The sequence below is a fragment of the Micromonospora sp. WMMD729 genome (genome assembly GCF_049315225.1).
Classification (GTDB): domain Bacteria; phylum Actinomycetota; class Actinomycetes; order Mycobacteriales; family Micromonosporaceae; genus Micromonospora.
This window is the reverse complement of record NZ_CP186059.1, coordinates 5,701,230-5,716,558: the sequence shown is the minus strand read 5'-3', so window position 1 is coordinate 5,716,558 and position 15,329 is coordinate 5,701,230. Positions and strand designations below refer to the sequence as shown.

Annotated in this window: 13 protein-coding genes; 6 read left to right on the top strand and 7 right to left on the bottom strand. The window is 72.8% G+C overall.

Annotation, left to right across the window (positions count from 1 at the left end):
- Positions 1 to 22: 22 nt before the first annotated feature.
- The 4 genes from ACN263_RS26170 to ACN263_RS26155 all read right to left on the bottom strand — a co-directional run bounded on the left by ACN263_RS26170 (position 23) and on the right by ACN263_RS26155 (position 4,984).
- Entirely contained in the window at positions 23 to 2,863 is a 2,841-nt protein-coding gene (locus ACN263_RS26170) for a hypothetical protein (RefSeq protein ID WP_422736942.1), read from the bottom strand.
- Between the two features lie 77 nt (positions 2,864 to 2,940).
- The gene (locus tag ACN263_RS26165; RefSeq protein ID WP_266246239.1) at positions 2,941 to 3,249 is read right to left on the bottom strand and encodes a cupin; all 309 of its coding nucleotides are present in this window, start codon (positions 3,247 to 3,249) and stop codon (positions 2,941 to 2,943) included.
- Positions 3,246 to 4,196: an LLM class F420-dependent oxidoreductase gene (locus ACN263_RS26160; RefSeq protein WP_422740831.1), complete on the bottom strand. Its 951-nt coding sequence runs from the start codon at positions 4,194 to 4,196 to the stop codon at positions 3,246 to 3,248. Before ACN263_RS26160 ends, ACN263_RS26165 begins: the two co-directional genes overlap by 4 nt.
- Before the next feature lie 2 nt (positions 4,197 to 4,198).
- A complete protein-coding gene (locus tag ACN263_RS26155; RefSeq protein ID WP_422736941.1) occupies positions 4,199 to 4,984 on the bottom strand; it encodes an ABC transporter ATP-binding protein in 786 nt (261 codons plus the stop codon).
- 268 nt (positions 4,985 to 5,252) lie between these two features.
- Between ACN263_RS26155 and ACN263_RS26150 the strand changes: the two genes are divergently transcribed.
- Together ACN263_RS26150 and ACN263_RS26145 are read left to right on the top strand one after the other, a co-directional pair.
- Positions 5,253 to 6,284 carry an ABC transporter substrate-binding protein gene (locus ACN263_RS26150; protein WP_355050735.1) on the top strand — a complete coding sequence of 344 codons (1,032 nt, stop codon included), beginning with the start codon at positions 5,253 to 5,255 and terminating at the stop codon, positions 6,282 to 6,284.
- 128 nt (positions 6,285 to 6,412) lie between these two features.
- Positions 6,413 to 7,273 carry an ABC transporter permease gene (locus tag ACN263_RS26145; RefSeq protein ID WP_422736940.1) on the top strand — a complete coding sequence of 287 codons (861 nt, stop codon included), beginning with the start codon at positions 6,413 to 6,415 and terminating at the stop codon, positions 7,271 to 7,273.
- A 303-nt stretch (positions 7,274 to 7,576) separates the two neighbouring features.
- Here ACN263_RS26145 and ACN263_RS26140 read toward each other — a convergent pair whose 3' ends face one another.
- The gene (locus ACN263_RS26140) at positions 7,577 to 8,758 is read right to left on the bottom strand and encodes an ABC transporter substrate-binding protein (RefSeq protein ID WP_422736939.1); all 1,182 of its coding nucleotides are present in this window, start codon (positions 8,756 to 8,758) and stop codon (positions 7,577 to 7,579) included.
- Positions 8,759 to 9,204: 446 nt separating this feature from the next.
- On the opposite strand from ACN263_RS26140, the gene ACN263_RS26135 reads away from it, so the two are divergent.
- From ACN263_RS26135 to ACN263_RS26120, 4 genes are all read left to right on the top strand, one after another.
- Positions 9,205 to 12,381 (top strand): nitrate- and nitrite sensing domain-containing protein, encoded by a 3,177-nt coding sequence (locus ACN263_RS26135; protein ID WP_422736938.1) that lies wholly within the window; start codon positions 9,205 to 9,207, stop codon positions 12,379 to 12,381.
- Positions 12,378 to 12,785, top strand: coding sequence for a roadblock/LC7 domain-containing protein (locus ACN263_RS26130; protein ID WP_030329975.1), 408 nt, complete (start codon positions 12,378 to 12,380; stop codon positions 12,783 to 12,785). Before ACN263_RS26135 ends, ACN263_RS26130 begins: the two co-directional genes overlap by 4 nt.
- 89 nt (positions 12,786 to 12,874) lie before the next feature.
- Entirely contained in the window at positions 12,875 to 13,240 is a 366-nt protein-coding gene (locus tag ACN263_RS26125) for a DUF742 domain-containing protein (protein ID WP_282305307.1), read from the top strand.
- On the top strand, positions 13,221 to 13,847 hold the full coding sequence (locus ACN263_RS26120) for a GTP-binding protein (protein WP_355050731.1): 627 nt from the start codon (positions 13,221 to 13,223) through the stop codon (positions 13,845 to 13,847). Before ACN263_RS26125 ends, ACN263_RS26120 begins: the two co-directional genes overlap by 20 nt.
- Before the next feature lie 45 nt (positions 13,848 to 13,892).
- On the opposite strand, the gene ACN263_RS26115 is transcribed toward ACN263_RS26120, so the two are convergent.
- On the bottom strand, positions 13,893 to 14,981 hold the full coding sequence (locus ACN263_RS26115) for a uroporphyrinogen-III synthase (protein WP_422736937.1): 1,089 nt from the start codon (positions 14,979 to 14,981) through the stop codon (positions 13,893 to 13,895).
- Complete coding sequence (nirD, locus tag ACN263_RS26110; RefSeq protein WP_422740830.1) at positions 14,981 to 15,328, bottom strand: nitrite reductase small subunit NirD; 348 nt, start codon at positions 15,326 to 15,328, stop codon at positions 14,981 to 14,983. The genes ACN263_RS26115 and nirD overlap by 1 nt, the downstream gene beginning before the upstream one ends.
- Position 15,329 lies beyond the last annotated feature (1 nt).

Here is a 15,329-nt window from a genome sequence, read left to right as displayed (position 1 = left end):
CACGGAACCCGAGTCGATCAGTTCAGTCGCGGTGATGCCGGCCGGTGGAGCGCAGCGAGCGGCGGCCGCTCTCCTGCTCGGGCTCGTTGTCGGTGACCGGCTTGCCGAGGCCGGCGACCCAGTCCACGAACTCCTCGTCCTGCGCGGGCAGGGGCTCGGCCGCGTCGGGCGCGGTCCGGCTCTCCTCGTCGGTTCGCGCCCGGTTACGCCGGAACAGGCCACCGAGCCGTCCCCGCCGCGAGGACTGCCGGGCGTCGTCCGTGGACGTCCCTCCCGTGTCCCCCTCCGGCGTGCCGGCGGTGGTGGACGCGCCGCCCTGCTCCGGCAGGACCGGAGGGATCGACGGCGGCACGATGGACCTCGCCAGGGCAGCCAGCGCGCTGGCCGCCTCGTCCGGGCCGATCGTGCTGCTGGCCGGCCCGGTCGTACCGGTAGCCGGGTCGGGCTTACCGGTGGCCCTGGCGGACGATCCGCTCGGGTCCGACGTTCCGGTGCCCGGGTCCGTTGTCCGGGTACGACGGGTGGTGTCGAAGGCGTCCCAGCTGGGCACCCGGCTCAGGTCGGGCAGCGGTGGCCGGTGCCGGAAGCGGGGCATCCGGTCGGTCGACTCCGGTGCGTCGTCGGAGGCGTTCGCGGCGGAGGGCTCGGGATCGGCCGCCGCCGTGGGCCCCGAGGAGGTGGCCGCCCAGGTGGGTGCCGCAGGCGTCCACCGGTCGGCCCCCGCGACCGCACCGAACAGCGAACCACCCGGGCCGTCCTCGGCCGGGTCGGTGCGGCCTGCACCGGCGGTCGGGGTCGGCACGGCATCGTCGGCCCGGACGGGGGTGTCCGGCGACGTGGCGGATGAGCTCCCCGCGCCCGCTGCCTCGGCCCGCGGGTCCCCGCCCGTCCGGGCGGCTGGCTCGGGGCTCGGAGCCGTCTGGTCCGGCGTCGAAGCGTCCCGGTCCAGCGGTCGGGCGGCGTCGGCGCTGGTGGTGCCCTTGCCGGCGCGGGTCGCCCGCCGGGCGCGTACACCGGTCGGAGCGGCCGTTTCGTCGGTGGCCGTCGTCCCGTCGGCTGCGGCCGCGTCGTCGGTGGTCGTCCCGTCGGTTGCGGCCGCGTCGTCGGTGGCCGTGTCCGCCGGGGTGGCGGTCGGCACGGACTTCGCCTTGCGCGGACGGCGCGGCTTGGGCGTGGACACCTCGACCGTGCCGTCGCCGGCGGCGCGGTCCGTGCCCGACGTGCCCGCGCTCTTCGCGTCCGGGGTGACGGTCGCGCCCGTGCCCGGGGTGACGGCCGGGTCCGTGGTCGGCGAGTCCGCGCCGCCGGAGTCCGGGGTACCACTGTCGTCGGGAACCGCGGTGTCGACGCTGCCCGTGGTGAGCGGGCCTGCGGGGGTGCTGGCCGCCGTACGGTCGCTGTCCGACTCGTCCCGGCGGGTCGCGTCGCCGCCGGTCGGCTTGTCGTCGTCCGCGTCGGGCCTCGGGCTGACGCCGGCCGTCGCGCCCGGGCCGGACACTGGCGCAGCGGACGCCGGGACGGTGGGCATCGGCTCGACGGCACCGGCGGTCGGCTCCGCGTCGCGGCGCGACGGCTGCCGCCCGGCGGTGAACTCGCCGGTCGGATCGGTCAGCCAGGAGGCGCGGCGGTCCGGTGTGCGGTCGTACCGCTCGCCGTCGGCCAACGCCTCCGTGGTCGCGGCGTCGCCTGCCGACAGGCCGGCGTCGGCCCGCTGGCCGGTGCCGGCGGACGGAGCGGCCGTACCCCCGCGCACCGCGTCGGCGGGGGCAGGGCCGTGCTGGCCGCTCGCCGTGATCGACGGCCAGTCCCAGTGGGCGGGGACGGTGCGTACCCCGGCGGTGTCGGCACCGGCGCGCGGACCCGGACCGGTCCCGGCCAGTTGCCCGTCGACGGGCTCGGTGTCGGGGTGGCCGTCGGCCGACGTCACCGGCTCGTCGCCGGGCAGCGTCGGGCCGGTGGGCAGCGGGCGCAGGATGTCGGTGGGTGCGATCGCTTCGGAACCGGCGGCGCGGACGCCGAGCGGCCAGCGCAGCAGGGCGGCGGCCGCGGCCCCGAGAGCACCGGCGAGCACGGCGATCAGCGCGCCGTAGTAAGGGGTCGTCTGGTAGCGGTCGACGGCGTCGCCGGGGCCGGCGGTCAGGTACGCGAAAGCCACCAGCACCGGACCGGCCACCCCGGTCGCCGCGCTGATCAGCGGGAGCTGGCCGCGCCAGCGGGCCAGCCCGGCGGTCGCCGTGCCCGCGAGCAGCGCCACCAGAGGCAGCACGAGCAACGCCAGGCGCTGCGCGGCGGCGTCGTCCAGCCAGTTCGGTTCGAGGACGCCGAGCCGGACCGTGGGCAGCGGACCGGTCGTGCCGAGCGACGGCAGGACGGAGACCAGCGCCAGCAGCCAGATCGTCCCGGCCACGGCCGCCATGTTCCAGCCCAGTTCCGGCCGGAGCAGTACGGCGATGGCCGCGCCCGCGCCGATGACCGCGCCGAGGATGGCGCAGATGCCGACCGCCCAGACCGGGTCAACCGAGATCAACTCGGCGGCTCGGGCGGGCTGCATGCAGAGCGGGGCGACGGCGGTCGCGCCGAGCGCGGCGGCACCCCCGATGGCCAGGTGCCGGCCGGTGCTGGCCGGCGGGACGTCCCGGCGGGCCAGCCGTCCGGTCAGGACCGCGCCGGCCACGGCGGCGTTCGCGGCGAACCAGCCCACCCAGACGAGCTGGGCCGGCCACTGGTTGACCGTCGAGCCGGTGAAGGCGCCGGTGAGCCGGACGATGCCGAAGCCGTACGCGACGCCGAGCTGGCCGGCTCCAGCCAGCACGCTCACCCCGAGCGCCGTGAGCAGCAGTCTGCCCCAGGTCCGATAGGCCATGTCCGGCACGTTACGCACCTGGTACACCCGATCGCCACCGGCGCGCCGCGCGGCGCGCCGGTGCACGCCCGGCGGGTCTACTTGAGTTCGACCAGCCGGGCCAGGTATGTCGTGTCCCCGACATTGGTGAGCATGTGTACCGCCCCGGGGTCGCGGTAGACGACACCGCCGGTGGGCTCGTCGGCGTCGATCCGGGTCCCGTCGATCGTCTGCACGACGTTCTTGGCGCCCTGGATCGCCACCACCAGGTAGGGGTGGTCGTGCCGGTGCAGGGGCTGGCGCTCACCCGGTTCGAGCCGGATGTGCCAGACCCGGACCCGGTCGTTCTCGTACACGATCTCCTGGCCCACGGGCCCGAGTTCGGTGCCGTCGATCACGTCGGTCATCGTCCACCGTCCAGTTGGGGAAGCACCTCGGCGGCGATCAGCTCGAGGTGGTCGAGGTCGTCGAGGTCGGTGAGGCGCAGGTGCACCCGGCTCGCGCCGATCTCGGCGAACTCGCCGATCCGCTGCACCAGCTGTGCCGGCGAGCCGACCACCGGGTCCTCCGGCGGCAGCGCGCTCTTCTCGTGCAGCGGCGCGGCCCGGCGGGCGGCCTCCGCGTCGGTGCGCCCGATCGCCACCACGATGCCGGCGGAGAGCACCAGCGGCGCGCGCCCGGTGCCGGCCCGGCCGGTCCGATCGCACGCCTCCCGTACGCGGTCGTACGCCTCGGCGGTCTCGGCCACGGACTTGAACGGCATGTTGAACTCGTGGGCGTACCGGGCGGCCAACTCGGGGGTGCGCTTGGGGCCGCGTCCGCCCACGATGATCGGCGGGCCGGGCACCTGCTTCGGCTTGGGCAGCGCGGGCGCGTCCACCAGCCGGTAGTGGTCGCCGGTGAAGCTGTACGTCTCGCCCACCGGGGTGGACCACAGCCCGGTGATCACCTCGAGCTGCTCGGCCAGCCGGTCGAACCGCTCGCCGACGGCCGGGAACGGGATGCCGTACGAGGTGTGTTCGCGCTGGTACCAGCCGGCGCCGATGCCCAGGTCGACCCGGCCGCCGCTCATCTGGTCGACCTGCGCGACGAGCACGGCCAGCGGACCGGGCAGCCGGAAGGTCGCCGACGTCACCAGGGTGCCCAGCCGGATCCGTTCGGTCTCCCGGGCCAGCGCGGCCAGGGTCAGCCACGCGTCGGTCGGGCCGGGCAGACCGGGGTCGTCGCCCATCGACTGGTAGTGGTCGGCCCGCAGGAATCCCTCGAAGCCCCCGGCCTCGGCCAGTCGGGCGAACCGGAGCTGGGTGTCGTAGTCGGCACCCCGGTGCGGCTCGGTGAACACCGACACCCGCATGGTCATCGTCCCTCCGCGCCGGCCGTGGCCGGCTGGTCGCGTTCCATCAACAGTTCGTGCAGGTCGGCGCTGACCCGGGCGACGTCGGCGAGGTGGGCGTTGCGGCCCAGGGTGCGTGGGCGGGGGATGGACACCTCGACCACCTTGCGGATCCGGCCGGGGCGCGGGCTCAGCACGATCACCCGGTCGGCGAGCAGCACCGCCTCGTCGATCGAGTGGGTGACGAAGACGATGCTGGGCTTGTTCTCCATGTGCACGCGCTGGAGTTCGCCGGAGAGTTCCTCACGGGTGAGCGCGTCGAGCGCGGAGAACGGCTCGTCCATCAGCATCACCCGGGGCTCGCCGATCAGCGACCGGCACAGCGACACCCGCTGCTGCATGCCACCGGACAGCTCGTGCGGCAGCCGCTTCTCGAACCCGGCCAGCCCGGCCACGTCGAGCAGTTGCCGGGCCCGCTCACGGTGCTTCGCGCGGCTCCAGCCGAAGATCTCCACCGGCAGCAGGACGTTGTCCAGCACGCTGCGCCACGGCAGCAGCGCCGGCTTCTGGAACAGCATGGCGATGTCGCGGCGCGGGCGGGTGATCGGCGTACCGGCCACGGTGATGTCACCGGAGGTCAACGGGAGCAGCCCGGCGATCAGCCGCAGCAGGGTGGACTTGCCGCAGCCGGAGCGCCCGAGGATGGCGACGAACTCGCCCTCGGCGACGTCGAGGTCGATGCCGCGAAGGGCCTCGACCTGGCCGGACCGGCCTTCGAAGGTACGCGACACCCCGGACAGTCGGATCATCTGCGGCGGACCTCCGCTGAGTGGACGGTCAGGAATCCGACAAAGGCTAGCCGCCCTGTTGACATGTCGCACCGTCCGGGGTGGTCGTCATGTTGTTTCCGATCCGCAACCCGATACGCCTGGCGTCGCAACTGTGGGTTTCTCGTACGCTGTGCCCGCGAAGAGTCCCCTCACGATGGCGGTGCCCGGCTTGCCCCTCCCGCCGGCACCGTCGCGACAACCCCTCCGGTGGCCTGCGGTCCCGGTCGGAAAGGACATGGTGCTACTGATGAGAAGGCTGACCCGTACGGTCGCTACGGCCGCGCTGGCCACCGCCCTCGCCCTCGTCTCCGCCTGCAGCAGCGGGTCGGACTCGTCCGACGACGCCAAGGGCGGCAAAGACGGGGCGCTGGAGAAGGTGACCTACCTCACCTCCTTCGGCAACTTCGGCCGTGACTCCTACGCCTGGGTGGCGAAGGACAAGGGCTTCTTCAAGGAGGCCGGCTTCGACGTCGAGATCAAGGCCGGCCAGGGCACCGGCGGCGTGATCCAGACCGTCGTCGGCGGTCAGGCGGACTTCGGCCCGATCGACCTCACCGGTGGTCTGCTCCAGCTCGGCAACGGCCAGGCGAAGGACTTCACCGCCGTGGCCGCGATCCAGCAGCGCACGATGGCGGGTATCGCCACCGTCGAGGGCAAGAACATCAACTCGCCCAAGGACCTCGAGGGCAAGAAGCTCGCCGACACCCCCGGCTCCGTGGTGCGCAACCTCTTCCCGACGTACGCCCGGCTCGCCGGTGTCGACGCCAGCAAGGTGACCTGGGTCAACGGTGAGGCGCAGGCGCTGATCGGCACCCTCGCCTCCGGCTCGGTGGACGGCATCGGCCAGTTCGTCGTCGGCCAGCCGACGATCGAGGCGGTGTCCAAGAAGAAGGCCGTCATGCTGCCGTACAGCAACGTGATGCAGGACCTCTACGGCAACGTGCTGATCACCTCCAGCAAGATCGCCAAGGAGAAGCCGGAGATGGTGAAGCGGTTCACTGCGGCGCTGCTCAAGGGCCTCGAGTACAGCCTGGCGAACTCCAAGGAGGCCGGCGAGATCCTGAAGAAGAACGTCGACGCCGCCAACCCGGTGGCCGCCGCCGCCGAGCTGGACCTGATGGCCGCGTACGTGCGCTCCGGCAACTCCGGCACCGCGATCGGCACGCTGGACAGCGGCCGGGTGGCGAAGAGCATCGCGATCCTGCAGGGCGCGGGCGCGCTCAAGCAGAACATCACCCCCGAGCAGATCATCGACTTCAGCCTCGCGCCGAAGGCCTGATCGTCCGGTCGTCACCAGGGGGTACGTTCCACCGGTCTCCGGTGGGGCGTACCCCCGTCGCTTGTCGGCCCTGCGGGCCGGTGAATCTTGTCGGCCCGCGAGGGCCGGCGGACAACGAGGAGGACAAGATGACCGACGTCCGCTCAGCCGAGCCGGCGGTGACGGCACCCCCACCCCCGGGCGCCGGCCGCCAGGCGCGTCGAGCGGGTCGGGGCGCCGGCCTGCGCGCGGGGACCGGTGCGGCGCTGCTGCCCGCGGCCGGCCTCGTGGTCGCCCTGGCCGCGTGGTGGTTGATCGCCCGGCTGGAGCTGGTCCACCCGGCCGCCCTGCCGCCGCCGGGGGGCGTGCTCACCGCGTTCGTCGACAAGCCCGCTCAGATGCTGGAGCACACCTGGGCCACCCTGCTGGAGATCCTGATCGGCTTCGTTCTGTCGGCGGCCGCCGGTGTCCTGATCGGACTCTCGTTGGCCAGCTCCCAGACGGTCGAGCGGATGTTCACCCCGCTGCTGGTCGCGGTGAACGCGGTGCCGAAGATCACCCTGGGGCCGCTGCTGGTGGTGGCGTTGGGCTGGGGCCAGAAGCCGATCCTGACCATGGTGTTCCTGCTCTGTTTCTTCCCCATCGTGCTGTCCACCGCGACCGGGTTGACCACCACGCCGGCCGACCTGGCCGAGCTGGTCCGGTCGTGGAACGCCTCCCGTTGGCAGGCGTTCCGCAAGGTGCGGTTCCCGGCGGCGCTGCCGCAGATCTTCGTCGGGCTCAAGGTGGCCATGCCGCTGGCGGCCATCGGCGCGGTGATCGGCGAGTTCCAGGCCGGGGAAGAGGGCCTGGGCTACGTGATCACGCAGTACGCGGGCGTCGGCGACACCGCCACCGCCTGGGCGGCGATCATGCTGGTGGCGCTGGTCAGCATCCTGCTCTATTCCGCGCTCGTGCTCGTCGAGCGCATCGCGCTGCCCTGGGTACGGGAAACCACCAGCAGCCGCTGACCGGGGGCGCCTGGCGGCGTGGACGGCAGAACGTACCGGCGACGTCGTCCGAGCGCGGGAGCAGTTGGCAGGCTAGATCTTGGACAGTTCCGTCGGCAGCCGACGGAACTGTCCAAGATTGCGAGCGATGGCGGCGCCTCCCACCACGCCGGGAGGCGTTCAGCGCGGCTCCTCGACGATCGGTCCTCAAGATCCGCGCAACTTCCCCGATGTTGCTGCCTCCGGCACCGCTGAAGCAACAACATCGGGGATGTTGCGCGGATCTTGGGCGCAGGAATCAAGCCTGACCGCCCGGAGAGTCGGTCAGCCCGCGAGCCGCCAGCGTCCGTTGCGAGCGACAAGCGTGGTGAGCGCCTGGGGCATGAGGCCCGAGTGGTTGTCGGGCGTCATCCGGATCGGGCCGGAGAGGCCGTCGATCTGGGACGTCTCCAACACGTCACGGATGCCGTCCCGGTCGACCTTCCCCGCCGGGCCGCCGGCCCGCAGTTCGGCATCGACGATCAGTTGGATCGCGTCGGCGGCGAAGGAGGAGGAGCCGTTGTAGCCGCCGTAGCGGGCCGTGTAGTCCTGGAACCACTGCCGCCGGGCGGCCTTCGCCGGCGTGGTGGCGATCACGTCGTCGATCACCATGGTCTGGGTGAAGACCATGGTGGCCTTCTCGGTGGCCCGGGCCGCCGCGCCGAGGAAGAGGTCGCCGGCCGCTCCCGCGTCGAAGAAGAGCGACCCACGGAACGCGGCCTGCTGGGCACTGGTCGCGGCGAGCGTGGCCTGCTCCGGCGGGGTCCAGACCACCAGCGCGTCGGGCTTGAGCTTGACGAGCTTGCCGACCTGCTGGCCGACCTCGGTGTCGGTGGTCTTCACCGACTCCTCGCCGGCCACCTTGATGGTGGTCTTGCCCAGTTCACGGCGCAGCGCGAGCACGCCCTCGCGGCCGTAGTCGTCGTTGCTGGCGAGCAGGGCGACCTTGCGGACGTTCTTGCGGCGCAGCTCGGTGGTGAGCGCGGAGGCGCTGTCGGCCGCGTTCGGGCCGAGCTTGAACACGTACCGCCGGTCGGCGACCGGGCTCGAGATCGCCCCGGAAGCGGCGAGCGCAATGGTGGGAATCCGCTTCTCGTTGATGACGCCGACCGCCCCGACCGCGCATTCGCTACAACCGCCCATGACGATCGCGCTGACCCGGGAATCGCTGCTGAAGTCGGCGATGTTGCGCAGTGACTCGGCGGCGTCGGAACGGTTGTCCTTCACCCTGAGGTCGATCTTCCGGCCGTTCAGTGCTCCGGAGGAGTTCAACTGGTCCCGCTTGAGTTCCAGCGCGCGCTGGTAGGCCCGGCCCATTGGTGCGGCGGCACCGGAGAGCTCGAGGTCGGCGGCGATCACGATCGGACTCGTGTCCTGCTCCGCTTCGCCGAACTGGCAGCCGGTGAGCGTGGTGGCCACGAGGGCCGATGCGAGCGCCGCGATGGTCGCGGAGCGGATGGGGCTCAACTCAGTCCTCCAGGTGCGGGCGCGGGCGCTGCCCGGTCACCGCCGCTAATCCGTCCTCAGTGGAGGACGGGATCTCCTCTGCCGTACGGTGTGTGCGCGAAGCCTGCAAAACCTTGCCAATGGCCGGCGCTGTGGTCAAGCGCGGACCCCGCTTGCATTTTCGGGACGGCCATCCCACATGCTGGGGTAACGCAATGTTTGCAAAACCTCACTTTGCATACACGCGTGACCACTCTGGAGTTACATGCCCTGTTCAGGGGCTTGCGGAAATGAAGGTATCAGTTGACCGGATCAAGGGTTCCGCGCCGTGCGACCGTTTCCTGCCTCACTGCGGCTTCCCAAACACGATCTTCTCTGATGAAATCGCGGCCGTGCCGCGCGTGGTCCCCTCCGCTCCCGGCATGGCTCGGCGGGTCAGGCGGGGAAGAAACGACGGAGGCGATGTCGTGAGCACCGGACCGACGACCTTGCCCGCGATCGGCGGCGAAACCGGGCGTAAGCGCCGGCGCCTGCCGAGGCTGCGGGACGCCCGGATCCGGTCCAAACTGGCGCTGATCCTGGTTGTTCCGGTGGCTGCGGTGATCGCGCTGGCCACCGTCCGGCTCATCTCCATCGGCGAGGGCGCCTACGACGCCACCCGGGCCCGGTCGCTCACCGCGCTCGCCATCGACGTCAGCGCGCTGACCCAGGATCTGCAGTCCGAGCGGATGGCGGCGGCGGCCTACCTGGCCACCCCGCAGCAGCCGGCCGACGCGTACAACCTGCGGGTACGCCAGACGCAGCAGCGGGTGGACGAGTACCGCGCCGAGCGCGACCGGATCGGCGAGGTGCCGACGGCACTGCGGGACCGGCTGGCGGCGATCGACGACCACCTGGCCACCCTGGACGGTACCCGCCAGGAGGTGCTGGACCGCCGGCAGATGGCGGTCGCCGAGGCGGTGCTCCGCTACGGCGTCATCCTCACCGACCTGATCAGCTACGGCGACGGGCTGGCCCAGCTCCCCGGCGACGAGGGCCTGGCCGACAGCCGCCGTGCCGTCGCCGCGTTCGCCCGCGCCAAGGCGTCGGTCGCCGAGGAGCAGGCGGTCGCCTTCACCGCGCTGACCGCCGGCCAGCTCGACCCGGAGCAGTTCTCCTCCTTCGTGGCCACGCTGACCAGTCAGCAGGAGGCGCTGGTCGCCTTCTCGCTCGCCGCCGACCCGGTGCAGCGGGCCCTCGTCGACAGCACCGTCTCCGGTGACGCCGTCGGCCTCTCCGACCGGGTCGCCACCGACATCAGCCGCTCCGTCGGGCAGCGCCCGCTGGTCAGCGCGCAGGACGCCACCGCAGCCATCGGCGCGGTCAACGACCTGATGCGTTGGGCCGAGATCCAGCTGCAGGACCGGCTGCTCGACCAGGCCGACGAGGCGCGCTCGGACGTCATCCGGCAGGCCGTGGTCGAGTCGATCCTGGTGCTGCTCACCCTGATCATCGCCGTGTCGCTGGCCGTGGTGCTGGCCCGGTCGCTCAACGACTCGCTGCGCCGGCTGCGCGAGGGCGCCCTCGCGGTGGCCAACCACGACCTGCCCGACGCCGTGCAACGGCTGCAGAACATGGGCAGCGTCGGCGACGGTGGCGTGGACGAGATCGTCCGCCAGGTGCGGGACCCGATCCAGCTCACCAACCGCGACGAGGTCGGTCAGGTGGCGTCGGCCTTCAACGTCGTCCACCGGGAGGCGGTGCGGGTCGCCGCCGAACAGGCCGCGCTGCGCACCAGCGTCTCGGCGATGTTCCTCAACCTGGCCCGCCGCAGTCAGACCCTGGTCGACCGGATGATCGGCGAGCTGGACGCGATCGAGCGCGGCGAGGAGGACCCGAAGCGGCTGGCCCAGCTCTTCGAACTGGACCACCTGGCCACCCGAATGCGCCGCAACGACGAGAACCTGCTGGTCCTGGCGGGTGCCGACTCGGCCGTGCCGCGCCGCGACGACGCGCTCGTCGTGGACGTGCTGCGCGCCGCCCAGTCCGAGGTCGAGCTGTACAACCGCATCGAGTTCGGCACCGTGGACACCGACATCTCGGTGGCCGCGCACGCCGTCAACGACGTCGTACGCCTCGTCGCCGAACTGCTCGACAACGCCACCCGGTTCTCGCCGCCGAACACCACCGTCGTGGCCGACGGTCGCCGCATCCGCGACTACGTGCTGATCCAGATCGAGGACCGCGGCCTCGGCCTCACCGACGAGCAGCTCGACTCGCTCAACCGTCGGCTGGCCGCCCCGCCGAGCGTGGACGTCGCCGCGTTCCGGCTGATGGGTCTGGCCGTGGTGAGCCGGCTCGCCTCCCGCTACGGCATCCGGGTGGAGTTGCGCCGCAACGTCGAGGGCGGCACGGTCGCCCAGGTGACGCTGCCCGCCGCCACCGTGATCCTGCCCAGCAGCCGGGGACGCGAGCAGGCGCTCACCCGTCCGCGTCAGCCGATGGCCGTGGAGCAGACGCCGCTCACCCCGGTCGGTCACGCCGAGTCGTACGCCGGCGCGACCGCCTCGGCGGCGACGCTGCCGGACCAGTGGCGGACCAACGCCGCCCCGGCCCCCGCGCAGTGGCAGTCGCCGCTCGACACCCGGGACACCACCCCGGCCGTGCAGGCCGGCGGCTACCCAGGGGCAGCTCCGACGGCGCCGCCCGCCGCCGCACCAGCCGTACCGGCGCCGCCCGCGCGACCGGCGTACAGCAACGGCAACGGCATCTCGGCGGGCAGCCCCACCGTGGCGTACCCGACCATCGACGCGCTGCCCCGGCGGTCCGCGACGGCCGACACCACTGACGGCCGGAACGCGCCGGTGCTGCCGGTCGGGCCGGTCGCCGGGCCGGGCGCGGTAGCCCCACCGGCGCCGGCCGCGACGCCGCTGCCGCCCGTGCAGCCCGCCGCGCCGGTCGCACCGCCGACGCCGGCCGCGCCGGTCAGCACCCGGCCGGAGTTCCCCGCCGAGGCTCCGATCTTCCGGGAGATGGAGGCGGTCTGGTTCCGGTCGCACGGCGACGACGCCACCGCGATCTTCACCCGGCCGCAGTTCGACACGCCGCCCCCACCCGCCGACGCCGGCGCGCGCATGACCAACGGTGGTCCGTCGACCGCCGCCGCACCGGCCCGACCGCCGCTGCCCACCCGGACCCCGGGCAGTTCCGAGGGCACCGGAGCGCAGAGCGTGGGAAGCATGGACGGATTCGGCAACGCGAAGACCGGCGGTCGGGGCGCCTCGACGCCGACACCGCCACCGTCGTACACCCCGCCGCCGGCCGCCCCCGCTGCGCCGGCCGCGCCCGCGGCGGCGCCCGCACCGGCTGCCGCACCGCCGGCCCCGGACCCGGACGCCTGGCGGACGGCGGCCGACGAGGGTTGGACGTTGGCCAGCCGGGCCGCCGAGCCGGCCGCCGCCGGAACCACCCGCTCCGGCCTGCCGAAGCGGGTGCCGCAGGCGCAGCTCGTGCCGGGCGGCATCGAACCGAAGGGTGGTCGGGACCGCAGCCGGCGGACCCCCGACGAAGTACGTGGCCTGTTGTCGGCCTACCACCGTGGCGTGCAGCGCGGCAGGTCGGCCGGTACGGACCTGAACAGCACCTCGACCAAGGAGAGCCGATGAACAGGCCAGCTGCCATGCAGGACATGGGTTGGCTGCTCACCAACTTCGCCGACAGCGTGGCCGGTATCGCCCACGTCGTGGCGGTGTCCGCCGACGGGCTGCTGCTCGCGTCCTCCCGGGACCTGCCGGCGGACCGGGCGGACCAGCTGGCCGCGATCACCTCCGGCGTGGTGAGCCTGACCGAGGGCGCGGCCCGGATGTTCAGCGCGGGCGGGGTGTTGCAGACCGTCATCGAGATGGACAGCGGTTACCTGTTCCTCATGTCGATCAGTGACGGCTCGTCCATGGCCGTGCTGGCGGCGCGGAGCTGCGACGTGGGCCAGGTGGGCTACGAGATGGCGCTGCTGGTGGAACGGGTGGGTGCCGCGCTGGTGCCGCTGCCCCGGGACGCGGTGCGTTCGTAGCGCCGCAGTCCGGCGCGCGGACCGCGCGCCGGAGCAGGGAGGGGAGGCGGCGTGCGCCGGCTCCGCGGGAGACGAGGAGGTGATCGGGGATGGACCAGCGACGCGTTGACCCGCGTGGCGCGTTGGTACGCCCGTACGCGGTCACCCGTGGTCGTACCGAGCCCCGGCAGGACATCGCTCTCGAGGCGGTCCTCACCTCCTCTCCCACCCAGGTTGCCGAGTCCCGGTTCGCGGGGCACGACAAGCACCGCATCGCCACGGTCTGCGAGGGCCGTGCACAGTCGCTGGCGGAGATCGCCGCGTACACCCGGATGCCGCTGGGCGTCGCCCGGGTGCTGGTCGCCGACATGGTGGCCGAGAGCCTGCTGACGTTACACACTGCTGCTCCCGCCGAGGGGTTCGAGGAGCGGATGGAACTGCTTGGAAGGGTGCTAAGTGGACTTCGCAGGCTATGACCCCGCTGGGGGGCGGCAGCCGAGCCGGGGAATCGTCTCCGCGAAGATCGTCGTCGCGGGTGGTTTCGGCGTCGGCAAGACGACCCTGGTCGGCTCGATCTCCGAGATCACGCCGCTGACGACCGAGGCGGTGATGACCGCGGCCGGCGTCGGCATCGACGACCCGTCCAAGGTGCCCGGCAAGGAGACCACCACGGTCGCCATGGACTTCGGCCGGATCACCATGGCCCAGGACCTGATCCTGTACCTGTTCGGTACGCCGGGTCAGACTCGCTTCTGGTTCATGTGGGACGAGATCATCCGAGGTGCGGTGGGTGCCGCCGTCCTGGTGGACACCCGCCGGATCACCGACGCGTTCGCCCCGCTGGACTACTTCGAGAACCGCAACCTGCCGTACGTGGTGGCGCTGAACAACTTCGACGGCGCTCCGCAGTACGAGCTGGAGGAGATCCGCGAGGCGCTGGCCATCTCGCCGCAGGTGCCGCTGGTGATGACCGACGCCCGGCAGCGGGATTCGGTCAAGCAGGTGCTGGTGACGGTGGTCGAGCACGCCATGCTCCGCCTCCAGGCCGAGCACGGCCGGGGCTTCCCCACGCCGGTCGGCTGAGCCGTACGATCACGGCCGGCTGGTGACAGCCGGCCGTGGCGCGTTTCAGTCGACCCGGAGTCGGTAGCCGCGCTTCACCACGGTCTGTACGACCCGGGGCGCGTTGAGACCGGCCCGCAGCCTTGCCACCGCCATCTCCACCGCGTGCTCGTCCGCGCCCCGGGGCAGGGTCCGCAGCAGGGCGGTACGCGACAGCACCCGGCCCGGGGACTGCGCCAGCGCCCGCAGCACCGCCATCGGCGCGGGAGCCAGGGGTCGTAACTCGCCGTCGATCACCGCGGCGTGTCCGCGCAGTGTGAGCAGGTGGCCGGCGGCCTTGAACGTCACGGTCCGGCGCGGCAGCTCGTCGACGATGGTGCGGACCAGGGCGCCCAGCCGGGCGCGGCCGGGCGCGCTCACCGGCACCCCGTGCCGGAGCAACGGCTCGGCGGTCACCGCCCCGACGCAACTGGCCAGCACGTCGGTGCGGAAGGCGGACAACACCGCGTCGGTACGGTCGCCGGCGGTGCGCAGCAGCGCCTCGACCGCCGGCGCGGAGGTGAACGTCACCGCGTCCACCAGCCGGCCGGCGATCAGGTCGATCAGCCGGTGCAGCGGCGCCGGGTCCGTCGGTGGCGCCCAGCGGTAGACCGGCACCTCGATCACCGTGGCGCCGGCCGCCTCCAGCGCGAGCGTGCACTCGGGCTGCCGCTCACCGTGCAGCTGCATGGCGATCACCTGCCCGGCCACGCCCCGCCGGCGCAGGTGGTCGACCACCTCGTCGCAGCTCTCCGACGCCGGTGACCACTGGTCGTGCAGGCCGGCAGCCCGGATCGCGCCGCGCGCCTTCGGGCCCCGGGCGACGACGTACGAGCTGGCGAGCACCGAGCGCAGCGGCTCCGCCAGCCCCCAGCCCTCGGCCGCCTCCAGCCACCCGCGCATCCCGATGCCGGTGTTGGCCATCAGGATGTCGGGTGGCTGGTCGAGGCAGGCGCGGGTCGCTTCGCGCAGTTCGCTGTCGTCGGACAGCGGCACGATCCGCAGCGCCGGGGCGAGCACCACGCGGGCACCCCGGCGTTCGAGCAGCGCGGCCAACTCGTCGCGCCGCCGGTCGGCGGTCACCCCGATGGTGAAGCCGGCCAGTTCTTCCCGCATCAGCCCTCCCGTCGCAACCGCACTTCGACGATCCCGTCGTGGCAGCGCGTGTCGTGCCGGGCCACGGCCACCCCGGGCAGGTCGAGGCATTCGCCGGTACGCAGGTCGTACACCTGCTTGTGCAGTGGCGACGCGACCGTCGGCACGCCGCCACGGCTGCCCACGATGCCCCGGGACAGCACGTACGCGCCGGTGACCGGGTCACGGTTGTCGATCGCGAACAGCCCGTCCATGGTGTGGAAGAGGGCCACCTGCACGCCGTCGACCAGGGCGGCGACACCCCGCTCCGGTTCCAGCCGGTCGAGGGGGCAGACCGCCGTCCAGCCGAGGGTGGTCATTGTGGTCATC